At 51.1% G+C, this 16,357-nt stretch carries 14 protein-coding genes; 12 read left to right on the plus strand and 2 right to left on the minus strand.

The features are described 5' to 3' along the window. Window positions 1-58: 58 nt before the first annotated feature. Together KOI40_RS04570 and KOI40_RS04575 are read left to right on the plus strand one after the other, a co-directional pair. Window positions 59-1,423 (plus strand): sodium-dependent transporter, encoded by a 1,365-nt coding sequence (locus KOI40_RS04570; protein WP_216096283.1) that lies wholly within the window; start codon window positions 59-61, stop codon window positions 1,421-1,423. A 265-nt stretch (window positions 1,424-1,688) separates the two neighbouring features. Next, a complete protein-coding gene (locus KOI40_RS04575; RefSeq protein ID WP_216096284.1) occupies window positions 1,689-3,905 on the plus strand; it encodes a TonB-dependent receptor in 2,217 nt (738 codons plus the stop codon). 94 nt (window positions 3,906-3,999) lie between these two features. Here KOI40_RS04575 and KOI40_RS04580 read toward each other — a convergent pair whose 3' ends face one another. Next, complete coding sequence (locus tag KOI40_RS04580) at window positions 4,000-4,974, minus strand: LysR substrate-binding domain-containing protein (protein WP_216096285.1); 975 nt, start codon at window positions 4,972-4,974, stop codon at window positions 4,000-4,002. A gap of 175 nt (window positions 4,975-5,149) precedes the next feature. Here KOI40_RS04580 and KOI40_RS04585 point away from each other — a divergent pair, with 175 nt between their 5' ends. The 9 genes from KOI40_RS04585 to KOI40_RS04625 all read left to right on the plus strand — a co-directional run bounded on the left by KOI40_RS04585 (window position 5,150) and on the right by KOI40_RS04625 (window position 13,820). Further along, window positions 5,150-6,460, plus strand: coding sequence for an alginate export family protein (locus KOI40_RS04585; RefSeq protein WP_216096286.1), 1,311 nt, complete (start codon window positions 5,150-5,152; stop codon window positions 6,458-6,460). Between the two features lie 178 nt (window positions 6,461-6,638). Further along, window positions 6,639-8,117, plus strand: coding sequence for a 2-hydroxymuconic semialdehyde dehydrogenase (locus KOI40_RS04590; RefSeq protein WP_216096287.1), 1,479 nt, complete (start codon window positions 6,639-6,641; stop codon window positions 8,115-8,117). Window positions 8,118-8,141: 24 nt separating this feature from the next. Then, window positions 8,142-8,936 carry a 2-keto-4-pentenoate hydratase gene (gene mhpD, locus KOI40_RS04595; protein ID WP_216096288.1) on the plus strand — a complete coding sequence of 265 codons (795 nt, stop codon included), beginning with the start codon at window positions 8,142-8,144 and terminating at the stop codon, window positions 8,934-8,936. Between the two features lie 23 nt (window positions 8,937-8,959). Then, a complete protein-coding gene (locus tag KOI40_RS04600) occupies window positions 8,960-9,907 on the plus strand; it encodes an acetaldehyde dehydrogenase (acetylating) (RefSeq protein WP_216096652.1) in 948 nt (315 codons plus the stop codon). A gap of 3 nt (window positions 9,908-9,910) precedes the next feature. Continuing rightward, entirely contained in the window at window positions 9,911-10,975 is a 1,065-nt protein-coding gene (gene dmpG / locus KOI40_RS04605) for a 4-hydroxy-2-oxovalerate aldolase (protein ID WP_216096289.1), read from the plus strand. A 2-nt stretch (window positions 10,976-10,977) separates the two neighbouring features. Then, complete coding sequence (locus KOI40_RS04610; RefSeq protein WP_216096290.1) at window positions 10,978-11,766, plus strand: 2-keto-4-pentenoate hydratase; 789 nt, start codon at window positions 10,978-10,980, stop codon at window positions 11,764-11,766. A 17-nt stretch (window positions 11,767-11,783) separates the two neighbouring features. Next, window positions 11,784-12,215: a RidA family protein gene (locus KOI40_RS04615; RefSeq protein ID WP_216096291.1), complete on the plus strand. Its 432-nt coding sequence runs from the start codon at window positions 11,784-11,786 to the stop codon at window positions 12,213-12,215. Between the two features lie 41 nt (window positions 12,216-12,256). Further along, on the plus strand, window positions 12,257-12,793 hold the full coding sequence (locus tag KOI40_RS04620; RefSeq protein WP_233710010.1) for a 3-hydroxyanthranilate 3,4-dioxygenase: 537 nt from the start codon (window positions 12,257-12,259) through the stop codon (window positions 12,791-12,793). Between the two features lie 34 nt (window positions 12,794-12,827). Next, window positions 12,828-13,820: an amidohydrolase family protein gene (locus tag KOI40_RS04625; RefSeq protein WP_216096292.1), complete on the plus strand. Its 993-nt coding sequence runs from the start codon at window positions 12,828-12,830 to the stop codon at window positions 13,818-13,820. A 169-nt stretch (window positions 13,821-13,989) separates the two neighbouring features. On the opposite strand, the gene coq7 is transcribed toward KOI40_RS04625, so the two are convergent. Further along, the gene (gene coq7, locus KOI40_RS04630) at window positions 13,990-14,634 is read right to left on the minus strand and encodes a 2-polyprenyl-3-methyl-6-methoxy-1,4-benzoquinone monooxygenase (RefSeq protein ID WP_216096293.1); all 645 of its coding nucleotides are present in this window, start codon (window positions 14,632-14,634) and stop codon (window positions 13,990-13,992) included. 187 nt (window positions 14,635-14,821) lie between these two features. On the opposite strand from coq7, the gene KOI40_RS04635 reads away from it, so the two are divergent. Beyond that, a complete protein-coding gene (locus tag KOI40_RS04635) occupies window positions 14,822-16,303 on the plus strand; it encodes a Ycf46 family AAA ATPase (RefSeq protein WP_216096294.1) in 1,482 nt (493 codons plus the stop codon). Window positions 16,304-16,357 lie beyond the last annotated feature (54 nt).

Raw genomic sequence — 16,357 nt, forward strand, 5'->3', positions numbered from 1 at the left:
GGCTACGGCAGCCATATCTCAGTAATCTCACCTCTAATAAAAACGTAAAGAGTTTTCTATGCAACAAGCACACGAACAGTGGTCGTCCCGGCTGGGTTTTATTATGGCAGCAGTCGGGTCTGCAGTTGGATTGGCCAATATCTGGCGCTTTCCTTATGCGGCTGGCAGCAATGGTGGGGGTGCCTTTGTTTTCATTTACATTGCGGCCATTCTCTGTGTGGTTTTGCCTATCCTGATCTCCGAGTTTTTAGTGGGGCGTCGCGGCCAGTTAAGTCCACCCAATGCCATTGCGGCGGTTGCCCGCGAAGCCGGTGCGTCACCACGCTGGCGTTGGATGGGGCTGGTCGGTGTGGTCGCCGCAATCCTGATTTTTTCTTTTTATACGGTGGTGGGTGGCTGGACACTGGCTTATGTTTTCAAATCGGCAGCAGGTGATCTTTCCAGTGCCAGTGCCGATGACATTCAGGCAACGTTTGACGGACTTAATGCCAGTGCCAGTGAGCTGTTTTTGTGGGCCAGCAGTTTTTTAATGTTGACAGTGTTCGTCTCTGCTCGAGGGGTTAAATCAGGCATTGAAGCAGCTGTCAAAGTGCTTATGCCCCTACTGTTTATCATGTTGCTGGGGATGGTGGCGTACGCAGCTGTTGTGGGTGATTTCACCGCAGCCTGGACATTTTTGTTTACTCCGGACTTTTCTCAGGTCGACAGTGACGTTGTTGTAGAGGCGATAGGTCAGGCCTTCTTCTCTATTGGAGTTGGCATCACAAATCTGATGGCATATGGATCTTATCTGGATCGCCAAACTTCCATCCCCCGGTCTTCTCTAAGCATCATTGGAGCGGACACATTGGTGGCACTGTTGGCCGGGCTGGCCATCTTTCCCATCATCTTTGCCTATGGCATGAGTCCCAGCGGTGGCCCGGGGTTGGTATTTATGGCGTTGCCCTATGCGTTTGGGCAGATGCCTGGTGGCGGATTTTTTGGTGCGCTGTTTTTTCTGTTGCTGTTCTTTGCCGCTCTGACATCGGCCATTTCCATGATGGAGTGTTCGGTCGCCTGGCTAAAAGAAAAGCTGGCCATATCGCGACGAAACGCTGCGTTAATCTCTGGCGGGTTAAGCTGGGTGTTGGGCTTACTGTCAGTGTTGTCTTTTAATGTTCTGTCGGATGTCCATCCGCTCGGAATGATCTCTCTGTTCGAGGGTAAAACATTCTTCGATGTTTTTGATTACACGACGTCAACATTGGTGATGCCGCTGTGTAGCATTGTTGTGGCTCTTTTTGTTGGGTGGGTGTTGCCAAAGCGCATCACTGCTTCGGAATTGGGTGGGGATGGGCTTGGTTATCAGTTGTGGCGATTGTTGGTGCGTTTTGTCGCGCCGATTGGTTTGGCTGCAGTATTTTTATCTTTGATAACTGCATGATTGTGGTGCGTTTTTTCAAAATCCTCGTCTGTTTCTGTCGGGGATTTTTTCGTTTTGGTGCAGATTTTTTGTTATATGTTTTTCTCTATAGCAGAGGCTTAAAATTCTATTTTTCCTGTATGTCTGGCTGCCGTAAGGTGGACTTAACAGTAGTTTACTTCTGTTCACATGATCCAAGTAGTTTCTAAAAACCATGGTCCTGTTGCGATGTGATGTCGTGATACAGCCAGATAAAAATGCCCTGCAAAGTAGGGAGGAGACAATAATGAGCGTGAAATTTCAAAGGCAGCTTAAGCCTTTAACTTTGGGTGTTGCTCTTGCTATTAGTGGTGTACAGGTGCCGGCATGGGCTCAATCCAGTGGGTTTGCCATCGAAGAAGTTGTGGTAACGGCCCGTAAGCGGGAAGAGTCCCTGCAAGACATTCCCATGGCGGTATCGGCCATGGGTGCTGAAAGCATGCGCCAGAAAGGTATTCAAAGCATTGATGATATGGGAGGGCGCGTGCCGGGTTTCCAGATCAATATGTTCAGTGCATCGGAGCCCGATATTTTTATGCGAGGCATCGGTACGGATATTGAGAGTGCGGGGGCTGCAGGGGCCATTGGTGTGTTTGTTGACGAAGTCTATATGTCTCGCGGCGCAGGAGCAACTTCCGACCTGTTTGATCTGGAGCGAGTAGAAATCCTGCGCGGCCCGCAAGGCACACTCTATGGCAAAAATGTTGTCGGTGGTGCGATCAGTTATATCACGGCAAAGCCGACACAAGAATTTGACGCGATGGTTGAAGGGACGCTTGGAGATTACAGTCAGCGCGAAGTGCGGGGCTATGTGAATGGTGCGTTAACCGACACCTTGTCCGGGCGTGTGTCTGCCAGTAAGCGTGTGCGCGATGGGTATGCAAAGAACACTTATACCGGCAATGACATGGAAGATCTTGATAATGAATCTTTTCGTGCGCAGATTGCCTGGGATCCCAGCGACAGTTTGCGGGTGTTGTTCAGTGTTGATCAATTCAAGAGCGATTCAACCGCTCGCTGGCGTGACATGAGCATAGTCTCTGATTGGAATGCGCCGTTTAAAAATTCAGATCCGAGAAAAGGCCCCAACAATGTGGATGGTGTTGAGCAGGCTGAAGCTCAAGGCGCGACAATGCGCATCGAATGGGATGTCGATGATGTGACGTTTACTTCGTTAACAGCCTATCGTGAGAACGAATCCAACTTTCTGGAAAACTCGGCTGGCACTTACTACGATTTCAGTAAAAGTGAGTTCGAAAATCCCGATGACTTGTATATCCAGAACAAAACTGAAGAGAGTGAGCAGTTCTCCCAGGAGTTTCGTCTGTCATCAAGCGGGGAGAACCTGAGCTGGGTCTTGGGAGCTTATTACCTGCATGAGAATGTCAGTCGACAGGAAAATGCCGACTATGTTTTCTACTTCCCGGAATGGTACTACGTATTCGAAGGTCAGGATTTCAATTCAACGCACAGCTCGACAGACAGTACTGCAGTTTTTGGTCAGGCAACCTATGATTTCAATGAGCAGTGGAGTCTTACCGCTGGCTTACGCTGGAGTCGGGATGACAAAGAGTTTACGGCATCCCATTGGGGGATCCCCCTCAATGGTGAGCCCTTCCAGTCACCCTGGCAGAATCCAGGTACCGAAGATACCAACAAGGCCGGGGATGAAGATACCTTTGGTGCTGTCACCACAATGTTGACGGTGAACTATCGTCCTGCCGATGATGTACTGCTCTATGCCAGCTACTCCGAGGGTTATAAAAGCGGCGGCTGGAATGGTGAAGCGTCCTTGTCTCCTGCTGATGTGCAGCAAGGTTTTGACGAAGAGTTCGCAGAAAATTATGAGTTGGGCTTGAAGTCTGAATGGCTGGATCGTCGGTTGCAGTTGAACGTTGCGGCCTTTATGGTTTTCTACAGTGATCAGCAAATTCAGCAATTGGTTCGCTCTGGATCTGCGCCGCCGAGCTACAAAATTGCCAATGCCGATGTGGAAGCGTCAGGCGTTGAAATGGAAGTTGTCTATTTGCCGATGGAAGGGTTAACCCTGTCGGGCAGTTATGGATTCCTGAATTCAGAGTTTGTTTCGGATCTGGATATCGATGGTGAAAATCTGAATGGCAACAAAACTCAGCGCTCGCCGGAAAATACTTACAATATCTCAGCGGTCTATGAGTGGGATGTTGCGGATATGGGTGCTGCGAATATCCGTTTGGATTATCGCTGGCAGGACGATTTCTTCTTTGACAACGATAACAACCCGTTAACTGAGGTTGATGATCAATACACATTGGATGCAAGTGTAGGTTTTGTCAGTGCTGATGATCAATGGGAGCTAAAGGTTTGGGGTAAAAACATTACCGATGAACTGAATGTGGCTTCTGTGTCTGAGATTTTCGGAACCGTATTTGCCGGTTATCAGGCTCCAAGAACCTGGGGGGTTACAGGCACCTGGCGTTTCTAGAACAGGATAAGACTGTCGCTCTTGTGTAGTTAAAAATGCGCAGTTAATAAAAAAGCACCGTATTGCGGTGCTTTTTTTGTTCCAGGATTGTAATTCAGGTGATTGAAATGTTGTCTGCGACATCGTGCAGTTTTTCCAGCAGGTAGAATGCTGCCGGTGAAAGTTCCCTGCCTTCCCGCAGGCTGACTCCGATAGGACCGGGTTTTATTCCAAGTTCCACCGGTATCCGAATCAGATTGCCAGAGCGTTCGTAAGACAGGGCGACCTGGGCTGGCAAGGCGGCAATCATGTCGGTTTCTTCCAGTAAGGTCCGGTTGGCAAGAATGGATACTGACTCGACGGCCCGGGCCGGCGGCTCCAGTCCTGCCTCGGATAATGCGGTATTAATTTCCTGCCGCAAATTGGTGGTCTGCGGAGGCAAAATCCATTCATATTGCATAAGTTCTTTGAGTGGGAAGTTGCGCTTGCTGGCCAAAGGGTGACCTTTACGGGCCACCAGTACAACGGGCTCGTAGTAGAGAATCTCGCTGGCAATCCCTTCATCCTGAGGGGCTTTAGGCAGTCGGCCAACCACCAGGTCTATATCCCCGATGCGCAATCCGCCCAGCAGGGTGTCAATCGTACCCTCCACCAGATTAATGGAGACATTGGGACGTTCGTTTTTCAATTTGGCGATTGCGCTGGGCAGTAAACTGGCACTGGCTGCGAGCAGTGTCCCTACGGTGACGCGCCCCGAAAGGCCTCCCTTGAGTGAGGCCAGTTCTTCGCTGGCGTGCTTCACCTGCGACAAGATTAATTTCGCGTGCTTAATAACAATATCGCCGTAGAGGGTTGGGGTGACGCCGCGGGATGAGCGGTCAAATAACTCCACCTCCAGGTCATTTTCCAGATCGCGAATGGTTTTGGTCGCTGCGGGTTGCGCCATGTTCAGAAGTTGCGCGGCTTTGAAAATGTTGCGCTGCTCATTGACGGTCACCAGCAGTTTCAGATGCTTGAATTTAAGTCGGGCAATAAGTGTGCGTTCAAACTTGTCGGGGGTCATGGTCGCTTCCGCTATTCTGATTGGCATCTTTAACGCTTAATGAAAGTACCATAATGCCTGCCTTCACGTCATGGAAAAATGAATATTAGTCTTCCTGGCTATCACTAAGTTGTTATAGCTTGCGGGCGATTCATTATTTCAGCCGACGATAACCTTCCCCTAACCTCTGACTTTTTTAGTCGAAGGGGCAAGAGGCGAAAGGATGGTCATCAGAACAGTGAAGTCATTGATGGCGGGAACAATATTGTCTGTGCCTGTTGTGGTTCCGGCGTTGGTTGCTTCAGCGGAATCCGCAGGTGAGGTTTCCGGAAAACCAGTTATCACTCCTTTCAACCCTCCTTGGGATGCGCCGCGGCTTTTGAATGAAAATCTGAGTTGGGGCGGTGAATATGTGAATCAAATCATCAGGCGGGACAAGTCGGCACAGCTTCCGGCTGAGCACTTGATTGGTCAGGAGCTAAAGTTGGGGCTTGCCGCCAAACCGTTTCATCGAGTGAGTGGTCTGGTCACATTAAAGTGGCAGGAAGCCATTATTATTGATGAACCTGATCAGGCTTCCAGGCTAGGGTTCGAAAGCGCCTACGTTTCCTGGCTCAATGAGAGCGGTGATCCTCTATTGTCCCTGGGGCGTTATTACTACGAGGATTCCCGAGGCTTTTTGTTTCATCAAAGCGTTGATGGCATACACGCACAACACCACTGGAAAACTTCAGGTTGGGACTGGCAGTTTACGGCATTTGCAGGCCGTCAGGGTGTGTGGAAAGAGGACTTTCTGGCGAATCAGGGCATTGATGATACCAGTTACGGTTTCCTGGAATGGAAGGCCCACAATCAACAGCGGCAAGCCAGCGCTTATATGTTTTTTCGGGAAAGCCACAACAGGCAAAATGACAGCCCACAGATATTCGGTGTCCGCAGTTTGGGACAGATTACCAACTCACTCGATCACTGGCTGGAGTTGATGGTTGCTCGGGGGGAATCTGGCAATGAGTCTATTCGTGCCTATGCCATGGATGTGGGCGCCATATGGCAAATGAGTAGTTGGGCTAGTGCTGTCGTCGGTTATGCCTATGGCAGTGGAGACAAACAACTGGACGATGGAATCGATCAGCGTTTTCGCCAGAGCGGCTTGCAGCTGAATAATGGTTGGATAGGCCGCGGGGGCGCGAAACTGAAATACTACGGAGAGCTCACCAAGCCGGAGCTCAGCAATATCTCGCTATCTACGCTGGGATTGCGTTTCACACCCTTTGAGAAAGCCTCAATTGAATTGTTGTATCACGATTATCGTCAGGCTCAGGCAGATACGCAATTCTATGGCTTTGGATTGAAAGACAGTCCCAATGGCATCGATAAAGGGCTGGGGGAAGAATGGGATCTGGTGCTCAGCTACCGAAAAATCCCGGGATGGAAGCTGGAGTTAAATTTGGCCCAGTTCCGTCCAGGGAAGGCTTTTGGAGGACGTTCAAAAACATTGTCGCTGATTTATCTGGAGACACGCTGGCGGTTTTGATCAATTTTCAACAGGTATATTAAAAATAATATATCAGATCATAAAATTGTTATTTTTCCATTATGTTAGGCTGCCGTAAAGTGGCTCCAGAACAAACGCGATCTTGTCTGAATCACTGGCATTCAAACCGGTGACTGAAGAGAGTTCGCCAGCATTTACTGGGAGCAGGTATAAGCCGATGTACGAAAAAGTTCCTCACGCAGGTGGTGTCCTTAAAAATTATGTGGCGGGTGAGTTTATTGCCGGCGAAAACCTGTTTGCCAACATCAATCCCGTGGATGGCTCCGTAATCAATCGCGTTGCCGAAGCGGATGGGGTTACTGTGGATGTGGCCGTTAAGGCTGCGCGTCAGGCGCTGACCGGTGAGTGGGGACGTATGACTCAGTCGGAGCGCTGCAAATTATTGCACAAGGTGGCCGATGCCATTGAGGCGCGCTTCGATGAATTTGTCGCAGCGGAAATGGCCGATACCGGAAAATCTTTTTTTCAGGCGCGCAACATCGACATTCCTCGCGGCGCCGCCAACTTTCGAATTTTTGCCGACTTGGTGACCTCACAATCCAGTGAGTGTTTTCAGACACCTACCGATGATGGTCGCGGTGCCCTTAACTATGCGGTCAATAAGCCGCTGGGCGTGGTGGCGGTCATTGCGCCCTGGAATTTACCCCTGTTGTTATTGACCTGGAAGCTGGCACCAGCCCTGGCTGCCGGAAATACGGTGATTGCCAAACCCTCGGAAGAAACGCCTGCGACGGCAACATTACTGGCAGAAGTGATGCACGAGGTAGGAATGCCCACAGGGGTGTTTAATCTGGTGCACGGTTTTGGTCCAAACTCGGCGGGTGAATTTTTGACAACTCATCCGGGGGTCGATGCGGTGACCTTTACCGGTGAATCAAAAACCGGATCCGCCATAATGCGGGCAGCTGCCGATGGTGTAAAGGCGCTGTCTTTTGAATTGGGTGGTAAAAATGCCGGCATCATTTTTGACGATTGTGATTTTGAAGAAGCCGTGAACGGGAGCGTCCGTTCGGTATTCACCAACGGCGGTCAGGTGTGTTTGTGTACGGAGCGGCTCTATGTGCAACGCTCTATTTTCGATCGGTTTGTTGCGGCATTAAAAATCAGGGCAGAAGCCATCAATATCGGTTGGCCGCTGGACGAGAGTACCGATATGGGGCCGGTGATTTCTCACAAGCACCGAGACAAGGTCATATCGTATTTTGAATCCGCCAAAGCCGAAGGCGCAACAGTGGTGACAGGTGGTGGAATTCCTGAATTTGGAGATGACCGCGATAAGGGCGCATTTGTTCAGCCAACGATTTTCACCGGATTGCCCGAAGATGCCCGTATCGTTAAAGAAGAGGTGTTTGGCCCGGTTTGTCACATTGCGCCTTTCGATACTGAAGAAGAAGCGGTGGCTATGGCCAACAACAGCAATTACGGCTTGGCAGCCACGGTGTGGACGACCAACTTGCAGCGTGCTCACCGAGTCGCTCAACAGATGGAGGTTGGCGTTGCCTGGGTGAACACCTGGTATCTGCGTGATCTGCGAACACCATTCGGTGGCGTCAAACTCTCCGGTGTTGGTCGTGAAGGCGGGGTGCATTCCCTGAACTTTTATTCTGAACCAACCAATATTTGCATCAAGCTTTAGTCGTTATTTCTCAGGTTATTCATTATGACGAACGAAATTATATTAGAAGCAGCAGAGTCCATTCGTGCCGCTTATGCCAGTGGTTCAGCTTGCAAACCGGTACGCGATATTTTGCCCGCCATGAGTTTGGAAACGGCCTACGCGGTGCAACATGTCAATACTCAACACTGGATTGAACAGGGGCGTCGAGTGGTTGGCTGTAAAGCCGGTTTGACTTCAAAAACAGTACAGTCTCAATTAGGTGTGGATCAGCCGGATTTTGGTGTGCTGTTTGCGGACATGTTTGTCAGTGACGGCGCAGAAGTCAGTGTCAATCGTGTGATGCAGCCAAAAGTAGAAGCTGAAGTGGCGCTGGTTTTGGAACGTGATCTGGATATGACACTGCCCACCGTTGCCGATGTGATTCGAGCAACTGCCTATGTTTTGCCAGCGATCGAGGTTGTTGGCAGCCGCATTCAAAACTGGGATATCAATATCGTCGATACGATTGCAGATAATGCTTCCAGTGGTTTGTACGTGTTGGGGAACTCACCGAAAAGACTCGAAGACGTCGACTTGCAATTGTGTGGCATGGTGATGGAGCGCCGTGGGGAACAAATTTCTGTAGGTGCTGGACAGGCGTGTCTTGGCCATCCATTAAATGCGGCCGTCTGGTTGGCGCGTACCTTTGTTGATGTCGGTATGCCATTAAAGGCCGGGGACACAATTTTAACAGGGGCGCTCGGGCCGATGGTGTCCGTTGCACCGGGAGACCGGGTTGAAGCTCGTATCTCGGGATTGGGAAGCGTCCGTGTCGAATTTGCTGCGGAGGATCAATGATGTCCATTGATCAAAAATTACCAATGCCGGAACGAATCAAAGTAGCGATCATCGGCTCGGGAAATATTGGCACAGATTTAATGATTAAAATCCTGTGTACTTCAGAAGTGCTGTCACTGTCGGCCATGGTTGGAATTGATCCGGAGTCCGATGGATTGGCTCGGGCGCAACGGATGGGTGTGGCGACGACTCATCAAGGTCTTGATGGACTCTTGGCTATGGCGGAATTCGATGACATTAAAATTGTTTTTGATGCAACCTCCGCAGGCGCTCATAAATACCACAACGATATTTTGCAACAACATGGCAAGGTCGTTGTCGATCTTACGCCTGCGGCCATCGGACCCTATGCCGTGCCCGTGGTGAATGTGGAGGAACACCTGAATCAGGGCAATGTGAACATGGTGACTTGTGGTGGTCAGGCGACCATTCCGATGGTGGCTGCCGTAAGTCGGGTTGCCCCTGTTCATTATGCAGAAATTATCGCGTCTGTCGCCTCCCGATCAGCCGGTCCCGGTACCAGAGCCAACATTGATGAATTTACCCAAACAACCGCAAGGGCTATTGAACAGGTGGGCGGTGCCGCCAAAGGTAAGGCCATCATTATTTTAAATCCGGCGGAGCCTCCCATGATCATGCGTGATACGGTCCTGGTGCTGAGCGATTCTGCCAGTGAATCGGATATACAGGCTTCGGTCGATCGGATGGTCGCGGACGTTCAGAGCTACGTGCCGGGTTATCGATTAAAACAAAAGGTGCAGTTTGAACACTTTAGCAGTGAGGCGCCTTTGCATATTCCTGGATACGGAGAGTTTACGGGGTTGAAATCTTCAATTTTTCTTGAAGTCGAAGGCGCTGCGCATTACCTGCCTGCCTACGCGGGAAACCTGGATATTATGACGTCAGCAGCTTTGGGAACGGCGGAACGAATTGCGCTTAAAAAGTTTCAGGTGCAGGCGTGTGAGGGGTAAACCATGAAGGATAAAACTCAACAACTTTATATTCAGGATGTCACCCTGCGTGATGGAATGCACGCAGTGCGTCATCAATACAGTCTGGATCAGGTGCAGAATATTGCCCGAGCTCTCGAGGCTGCTGGTGTTGATGCATTAGAAGTTGCCCACGGTGATGGTCTGGGTGGATCCAGTTTTAATTACGGTTTTGGTGCACACACGGATAAAGAGTGGATCGAAGCAGTTGCGGATGTTCTGGAAAAAACCATTCTCACCACGCTTATTTTGCCGGGCATTGCAGTTAAAGAAGATTTGCGGTGGGCTTATGCAGCCGGTGTTCGATCTGTAAGAGTTGCAACTCACTGTACCGAGGGTGATATTTCCCGGCAGCACATTGAGTACGCGCGTGAGCTGGGCATGGACACCATTGGCTTTTTGATGATGTCGCATATGAACAGTCCCGAAGGTCTGGCGCATCAAGCTCAGCTGATGGAATCTTACGGTGCCCAGAGTGTGTATGTGGTGGATTCCGGTGGCGCCATGAACATGAACGATGTTGCTGCCCGTGTCTCTGCCCTGAGAAATCGGTTAAAGCCGGAAACGGAGATAGGTATACACGCTCATCACAATCTGTCTCTGGGCGTGGCCAACTCCATTGTGGCTGCAGAGCACGGGGCTCGACGTATTGATGCATCACTGGCAGGCATGGGAGCTGGTGCAGGTAATGCACCATTGGAAGTTTTCATTGCCGCGGCAGATCGAATGGGACTCAAACACGGCAGTGATTTGTACACACTGATGGATGCCGCTGACGATCTGGTCAGGCCTCTTCAGGATCGTCCGGTTCAGGTGGATCGGGAAACGTTATCGCTGGGATATGCGGGTGTTTATTCCAGCTTTTTACGGCATGCGGAAAAAGCGGCGGCAACCTACGGGCTGGATACTTGCGAGATCCTGGTAGAGCTGGGCGCCCGTGCCATGGTGGGTGGTCAGGAAGATATGATTGTGGATGTGGCCCTGGACTTGTTGAGTCAAAAAGAGCAGAGCACGTCGAACATTAATAACACCGCGGAGATAAAGCTGTGAACATGTCCAACCAAGAAATAACCGAGCTTGCCGCACAGGTTGATGGTGCTGCACTTAATGCGCAAGCCATTGAGCAGCTGTCTTCACTGGGAATTGATTTATCCATTGAACAAGCCTACCAGCTACAGAGTTTGTCTGTAGCCCGGCGTTATTCTCGAGGCGAGCATCAGCTCGGCGTCAAGATGGGATTCACCAGTCGCGCCAAGATGATTCAAATGGGTGTTGATGACATGATTTGGGGGCCGTTGACCAGTGGTATGTTTATTGAAGACGGTGGCGAAATGAATTTTTCTCATTTTATTCACCCAAGGGTAGAGCCCGAAATCGCTTTTTTATTGAAGCGCCCCTTGTCCGGAGTCATTAACCTGGCGGAAGCCATGAGCGCTGTCGAAGCTGTGGCGCCAGCTCTGGAGGTGATTGATTCACGCTACAACAATTTTCAGTTTTCTTTGCAGGATGTTATTGCCGATAACTGTTCGTCCTCTGGCTTTACCGTAGGAGCCTGGCAAAAAGCGGATGTTGATATATCCAATTTAGGTATGGTCCTGGAATTTGATGGCGCAGCCGTTCAGGTCGGTTCCAGTGCCGCCATTCTGGGAAATCCTTATCGTTCTCTGGTGGCTGCTGCTCGAATGGCTGGTGAGGCCGGAAGTGAATTAACTGCGGGCAGTATTGTATTGGCGGGCGCGGCAACGGCTGCGGAAGCTTTGAGACCCGGTGTTCATGTCAGAGTCAATACCGAAAAGTTGGGTGTAGCTGAATTTACGGTCAGCCAGCCCCTGAGTGAATGATGGTGAGAGAAATGTGTATGACCAGAGAATCAAAAGTTGTAGACAGTCAAGTCATTGCTGGCAGGGCAAAGCCACGGGGTACCTTTCCACACTACAAGCGTGCAGGTGATTTTATTTTTGTCTCCGGCACCAGTTCCCGCCGCCCTGATAACACGTTTGTGGGTGTTGAAGTCGATGAGATGGGTACAACGAATCTTGACATAGCCGACCAAACCCGTGCTGTGATTGAAAATATTGGTGGCATTCTGAAAGAGGCGGGAGCGAATCTTTCGGATGTTGTGGAGATTAGCAGTTACCTGGTCAATATGAATGACTTTGGTGGCTACAATCAGGTTTACAGCGAATACTTTGGAGAAGATGGGCCAACCCGAACAACCGTTGCGGTGCATCAATTGCCTCATCCTCATTTGTTGATTGAAATTAAAGCAGTCGCTTACAAACCACTGTAGTGATTAAAACCACTCATGCTCAGTGAAGGCGGAGAGAGAATATGGCAACACCCTTGATAAAAAACATCAGCAAGTTGGCTGGTTTCAATTTTCAGCAATGGATTGTTGATCATGAACATTTGTTGAAACCTCCCGTGAATAATAAGTTGATTTGGGAAGACGCGGACTTGATGGTCACTGTGGTGGGCGGTCCGAATCAGCGGTACGACTACCACGATGATCCCGTAGAGGAATTTTTTTATCAGATGAAAGGGAATGCCTTTCTTCGAATTATGACCGAATCAGGTCCGGAGGAGCTTCATCTTAAAGAAGGCGATATCTTTTTATTGCCACCTCACATTCGACATTCGCCCCAGCGCCCGGAAGAAGGAAGCATTTGTCTGGTGATAGAGCCGAAGCGTGCCGAGGGCCAACTGGACGCATTCGAGTGGTACTGCCAGTCCTGCAATCATCTGGTGCATCGTGTTGAAGTGCAGTTGAAAAACATCGCTACTGATTTGGCGCCTTTGTTTAAGGCCTTTAAAGAAGACCAAGCCCTGCGCGTTTGTGGTAATTGCGGAGAAATACACCCGGCCTGACGGCTGAATGTGTGATTTATTAGAGATACAAATTATGACAGTAGTGGATATGCATACCCATTTCGTGCCGGAAAACTGGCCCGATTTCGCCGAGCGTTTTGGTACGCCGGATTGGCCGTGGCTCAGACACACCGGGGCAGGGAAGGGCATGCTGATGGTAGGGGACAGGGATTTTCGTCCAGTCTACGAGGCCTTGTGGAATCCGGCCCTGAGGTTGGAAGAAATGGATCGTGATGGCGTCGATATACAGATTATGTGTGCAACACCGGTGCTCTTTGGTTACGACCGACCTGTAGACCATGCAGCTGAAGCCGCATCAATTTTTAATGACCTTGGCCTGGAAATATGCAGTCACAATGATCAAAGGTTAAAGGCGTTGTGCCAGGTGCCTTTGCAAGATATTGATGCATCCTGCAAAGAAGTGAGCCGTTCTCGAGCCAATGGTCATATCGGTGTTCAGATTGGCAATCATGTCGGTTTGAAAAACCTGGATGATGAGGGTCTGGTGACTTTCTTGCAGCATTGTGCCAGTGAGGGCATGCCGGTATTGGTTCACCCGTGGGACATGCTTGGGGGAGAGAGGATGCCCAAGTATATGCTGCAGTGGTTGGTGGCCATGCCGGCAGAAACCCAGTTGTCGATTTTGTCGCTGATTTTGTCCGGTGCGTTTGAACGTATCTCAAGGGATTTAAAACTGTGTTTTGCTCACGGTGGTGGCAGCTTTGCCTTTACCTTGGGACGAGTTGAAAATGCTTGGCGTCAGCGGGATATTGTTCGTCAAGACTGTCCTAATCCACCATCGTCCTATACCGATCGATTCTATGTGGATTCAGCGGTGTTCAGTGAAGACTCTTTGAGGCTGTTGGTTGAGGTGATGGGGGATGAGCGGGTGCTGCTTGGATCAGATTCGCCATTTCCCCTGGGAGAACAGAGAGTGGGAACGCTGGTGCGCGAGCACTCTGAGTTTTCAAGCGAACGCAAACAGAGAATACTTGGGTTAAATGCACTGGAGTTTTTCGGCTTATAGCAGATGGATTAGATCACACCTTTCTGCGTAGTCATGAATTAGGTAGGTTCTCTGTACATTGGTTTGACTGCAACACCGCTGGAGTTGTTCAGCGGTGTTTTTTCTTTTCCATGCCCTGTTGCCCGCTGTTGAGCAATCAGCCTGCAGACTTCTCGGGCCTTTGGCGAAATCAGATCTTGTAGCTGGTCTTGGTCATGGCTTTGGATACCAGCGACATCATGCCCTTGACGGGGGCGGGAAAGCGGTATCCCCCTGCCGCAAGCGCAGCATGGCCATGCTTGGCCTCGTCGTCGAGCATCACTTCTACCACGGCGCGGCTGCGTTCATCCTGAGCCGGCAGTTCATGCAGGTGGCTTTCAAGGTGTTTGCACACCTGATCTTCAGTGGCGGCGACGAACCCCAGACTGACCTTGTCGCTGACCAGACCGGCCGCTGCGCCAATCCCAAACGACATGCCGTACCACAGCGGATTGAGTACCGACGTGTGGCTGCCGAGGCTTTCAATGCGCTCCTGACACCAGGCCAGATGATCCACTTCTTCTTCGGCGGCGTGTTCCATTTCTTGTCTGACGGTGGGGAGCTTGGCGGTCAGAGCCTGTCCCTGATACAACGCCTGTGCGCAGACTTCACCGGCGTGGTTGACGCGCATCAGTCCGGCCGCGTGTTTGCGCTCGGCATCGGTCATCTCGGCCTCATTGATGGCGTTGGCCGGTGAGGGACGCTGATGGCTCACTTTGCCCGGTGCCAGGGTGCGCAGGGCTCTGTCCATCTGGCTGAGCAGTTGGTCCGTCATGGATAAATGTCGGGAGGACATAGGGGTTACCTCGATGATGCCTGTCAGAGTGGGTGACACGGTTTCATTGTAATCCATAGTGGGTGGGTAATGAATAGAACAGCAGGGCGGATATTTACGGGTTTGTCCGGTAACGGGGTAAGATAGTGACTTAATCGATGCCAATCTCATCAGTTTAAGCGCAGATAACCGTTACAAGGGAAGAATAATGCAAGTCACCGTCAGTGAAGACATCGCCTGTTTACTGCGTCAGCGAGTGCCGCTGATCGCCCTGGAAAGCAGCCAGGAAAACCACGCACTGGATCTTCTGAAGCGTCAGTGTAAGCAACAGGGGCAAACCCTGTATCGCTGGACCCTGACCGAAGGGCTGGATACCGTGGGTTTTGGGCCCAGACTGCAACAAAAAGCCGATTCCGAACAAACCCCGGTGCAAGCATTGCAGGCGATCAAAGCGCGAAACGACAGCGGTGTCTTTGTGTTGTGTGATTTTCACTGCCATTTGGAGGGTGAGCCCAAAATTGTCCGGCTGCTGAAGGATATAGCTCTGGATTTTGAGGTGCTCCCCAAGCGTATTGTTTTTCTCAGTCATCGTATCGAGCTGCCGCCAGAGCTACAGGCCTTTTCATCGCGGGCGAAGTTGTCCCTGCCTACCGACGATGAAATCCTCAATATCATTCGTCAGGAGGCCAAGCGCTACGCCAAACAATCGGGTCAGCAGCGGATTCGCACCGATGCGGGCGCCTTGAAACTGTTGGTTGCCAGTCTCCGGGGTATGACCCATCAGGATGTGACCCGTCTGGCCTATCACGCCATTGCCGATGACGGCGCCATCAGCGACAGCGATTTGCCGGAGGTAAACAGTGCCAAGTTTGCCATCCTCAATCGGCAGGGGGTGCTCAGTTACGAGTACGACACCGAGTCGTTTGCCGATGTGGGCGGGCTGGAGAACTTCAAGGGCTGGCTGCATCAGCGGCAAAAGGCCTTTGTGGGGGATTCGGGGCTGGAGCCGCCTCGGGGCGTGTTGTTACTCGGTGTGCAGGGCGGGGGTAAAAGCCTTGCGGCCAAAGCGGTAGCCGGCTTGTGGCAACTGCCGTTGTTGCGTCTGGATATGGGGTCCATCTACAACAAGTTTATCGGCGAGAGTGAGAAGAACCTGCGCGAAGCGTTGCAGCAGGCTGAGCTAATGGCGCCCTGTGTGTTGTGGCTCGATGAGCTGGAAAAGGCCATGGCTCAGGGGGGCGCCGACGATGGTCTGGGGCGACGATTATTGGGTTATTTTCTGACCTGGATGGCCGAGCGCAAGAAACCGGTGTTTTTGGTGGCCACCAGTAACGACATTCAAAAATTACCGGCAGAGCTGGTGCGCAAGGGACGCTTCGACGAAATCTTCTTTGTGGATTTGCCGTCGTCGGACGTACGTGAAGTGATCTTTGCCATTCACCTGAAAAAACGCGGAATCAATCCCGACAGTTTTGATCTCAATCGAGTGGCGGCTGTGGCCGAGGGCTTTTCCGGGGCTGAGATTGAGCAGGCGGTGGTCTCGGCTCTCTATTCGCTGGACGATGAGCAGACGCTCACCGAAGATCTGTTGATCAAAGCCATTGTCAGCACCACCCCCTTGTCGGTGGTGATGGCTGAGCAGATTGAAGCCTTGCGCCATTGGGCCGAGGGCCGTGCGGTATCCGCCTGATCGCGTGGGGGACTGTAGTTTATTTCACAGGACCCTGGTTTATTTCGCAGGACC

The organism is Pseudomaricurvus albidus (assembly GCF_018863235.1).
Lineage (GTDB): Bacteria > Pseudomonadota > Gammaproteobacteria > Pseudomonadales > Cellvibrionaceae > Pseudomaricurvus > Pseudomaricurvus albidus.

Coding starts and splice junctions, on each gene's coding strand:
- KOI40_RS04585 (WP_216096286.1), top strand. CDS start 5,150: ATGGTCATCAGAACAGTGAAGTCATTGATGGCGGGAACAATATTGTCT.
- KOI40_RS04580 (WP_216096285.1), bottom strand. CDS start 4,974: ATGCCAATCAGAATAGCGGAAGCGACCATGACCCCCGACAAGTTTGAA.
- KOI40_RS04610 (WP_216096290.1), top strand. CDS start 10,978: ATGTCCAACCAAGAAATAACCGAGCTTGCCGCACAGGTTGATGGTGCT.
- KOI40_RS04590 (WP_216096287.1), top strand. CDS start 6,639: ATGTACGAAAAAGTTCCTCACGCAGGTGGTGTCCTTAAAAATTATGTG.
- KOI40_RS04615 (WP_216096291.1), top strand. CDS start 11,784: ATGACCAGAGAATCAAAAGTTGTAGACAGTCAAGTCATTGCTGGCAGG.
- dmpG (WP_216096289.1), top strand. CDS start 9,911: ATGAAGGATAAAACTCAACAACTTTATATTCAGGATGTCACCCTGCGT.
- mhpD (WP_216096288.1), top strand. CDS start 8,142: ATGACGAACGAAATTATATTAGAAGCAGCAGAGTCCATTCGTGCCGCT.
- KOI40_RS04600 (WP_216096652.1), top strand. CDS start 8,960: ATGCCGGAACGAATCAAAGTAGCGATCATCGGCTCGGGAAATATTGGC.
- KOI40_RS04625 (WP_216096292.1), top strand. CDS start 12,828: ATGACAGTAGTGGATATGCATACCCATTTCGTGCCGGAAAACTGGCCC.
- KOI40_RS04570 (WP_216096283.1), top strand. CDS start 59: ATGCAACAAGCACACGAACAGTGGTCGTCCCGGCTGGGTTTTATTATG.
- KOI40_RS04620 (WP_233710010.1), top strand. CDS start 12,257: ATGGCAACACCCTTGATAAAAAACATCAGCAAGTTGGCTGGTTTCAAT.
- KOI40_RS04575 (WP_216096284.1), top strand. CDS start 1,689: ATGAGCGTGAAATTTCAAAGGCAGCTTAAGCCTTTAACTTTGGGTGTT.
- KOI40_RS04635 (WP_216096294.1), top strand. CDS start 14,822: ATGCAAGTCACCGTCAGTGAAGACATCGCCTGTTTACTGCGTCAGCGA.
- coq7 (WP_216096293.1), bottom strand. CDS start 14,634: ATGTCCTCCCGACATTTATCCATGACGGACCAACTGCTCAGCCAGATG.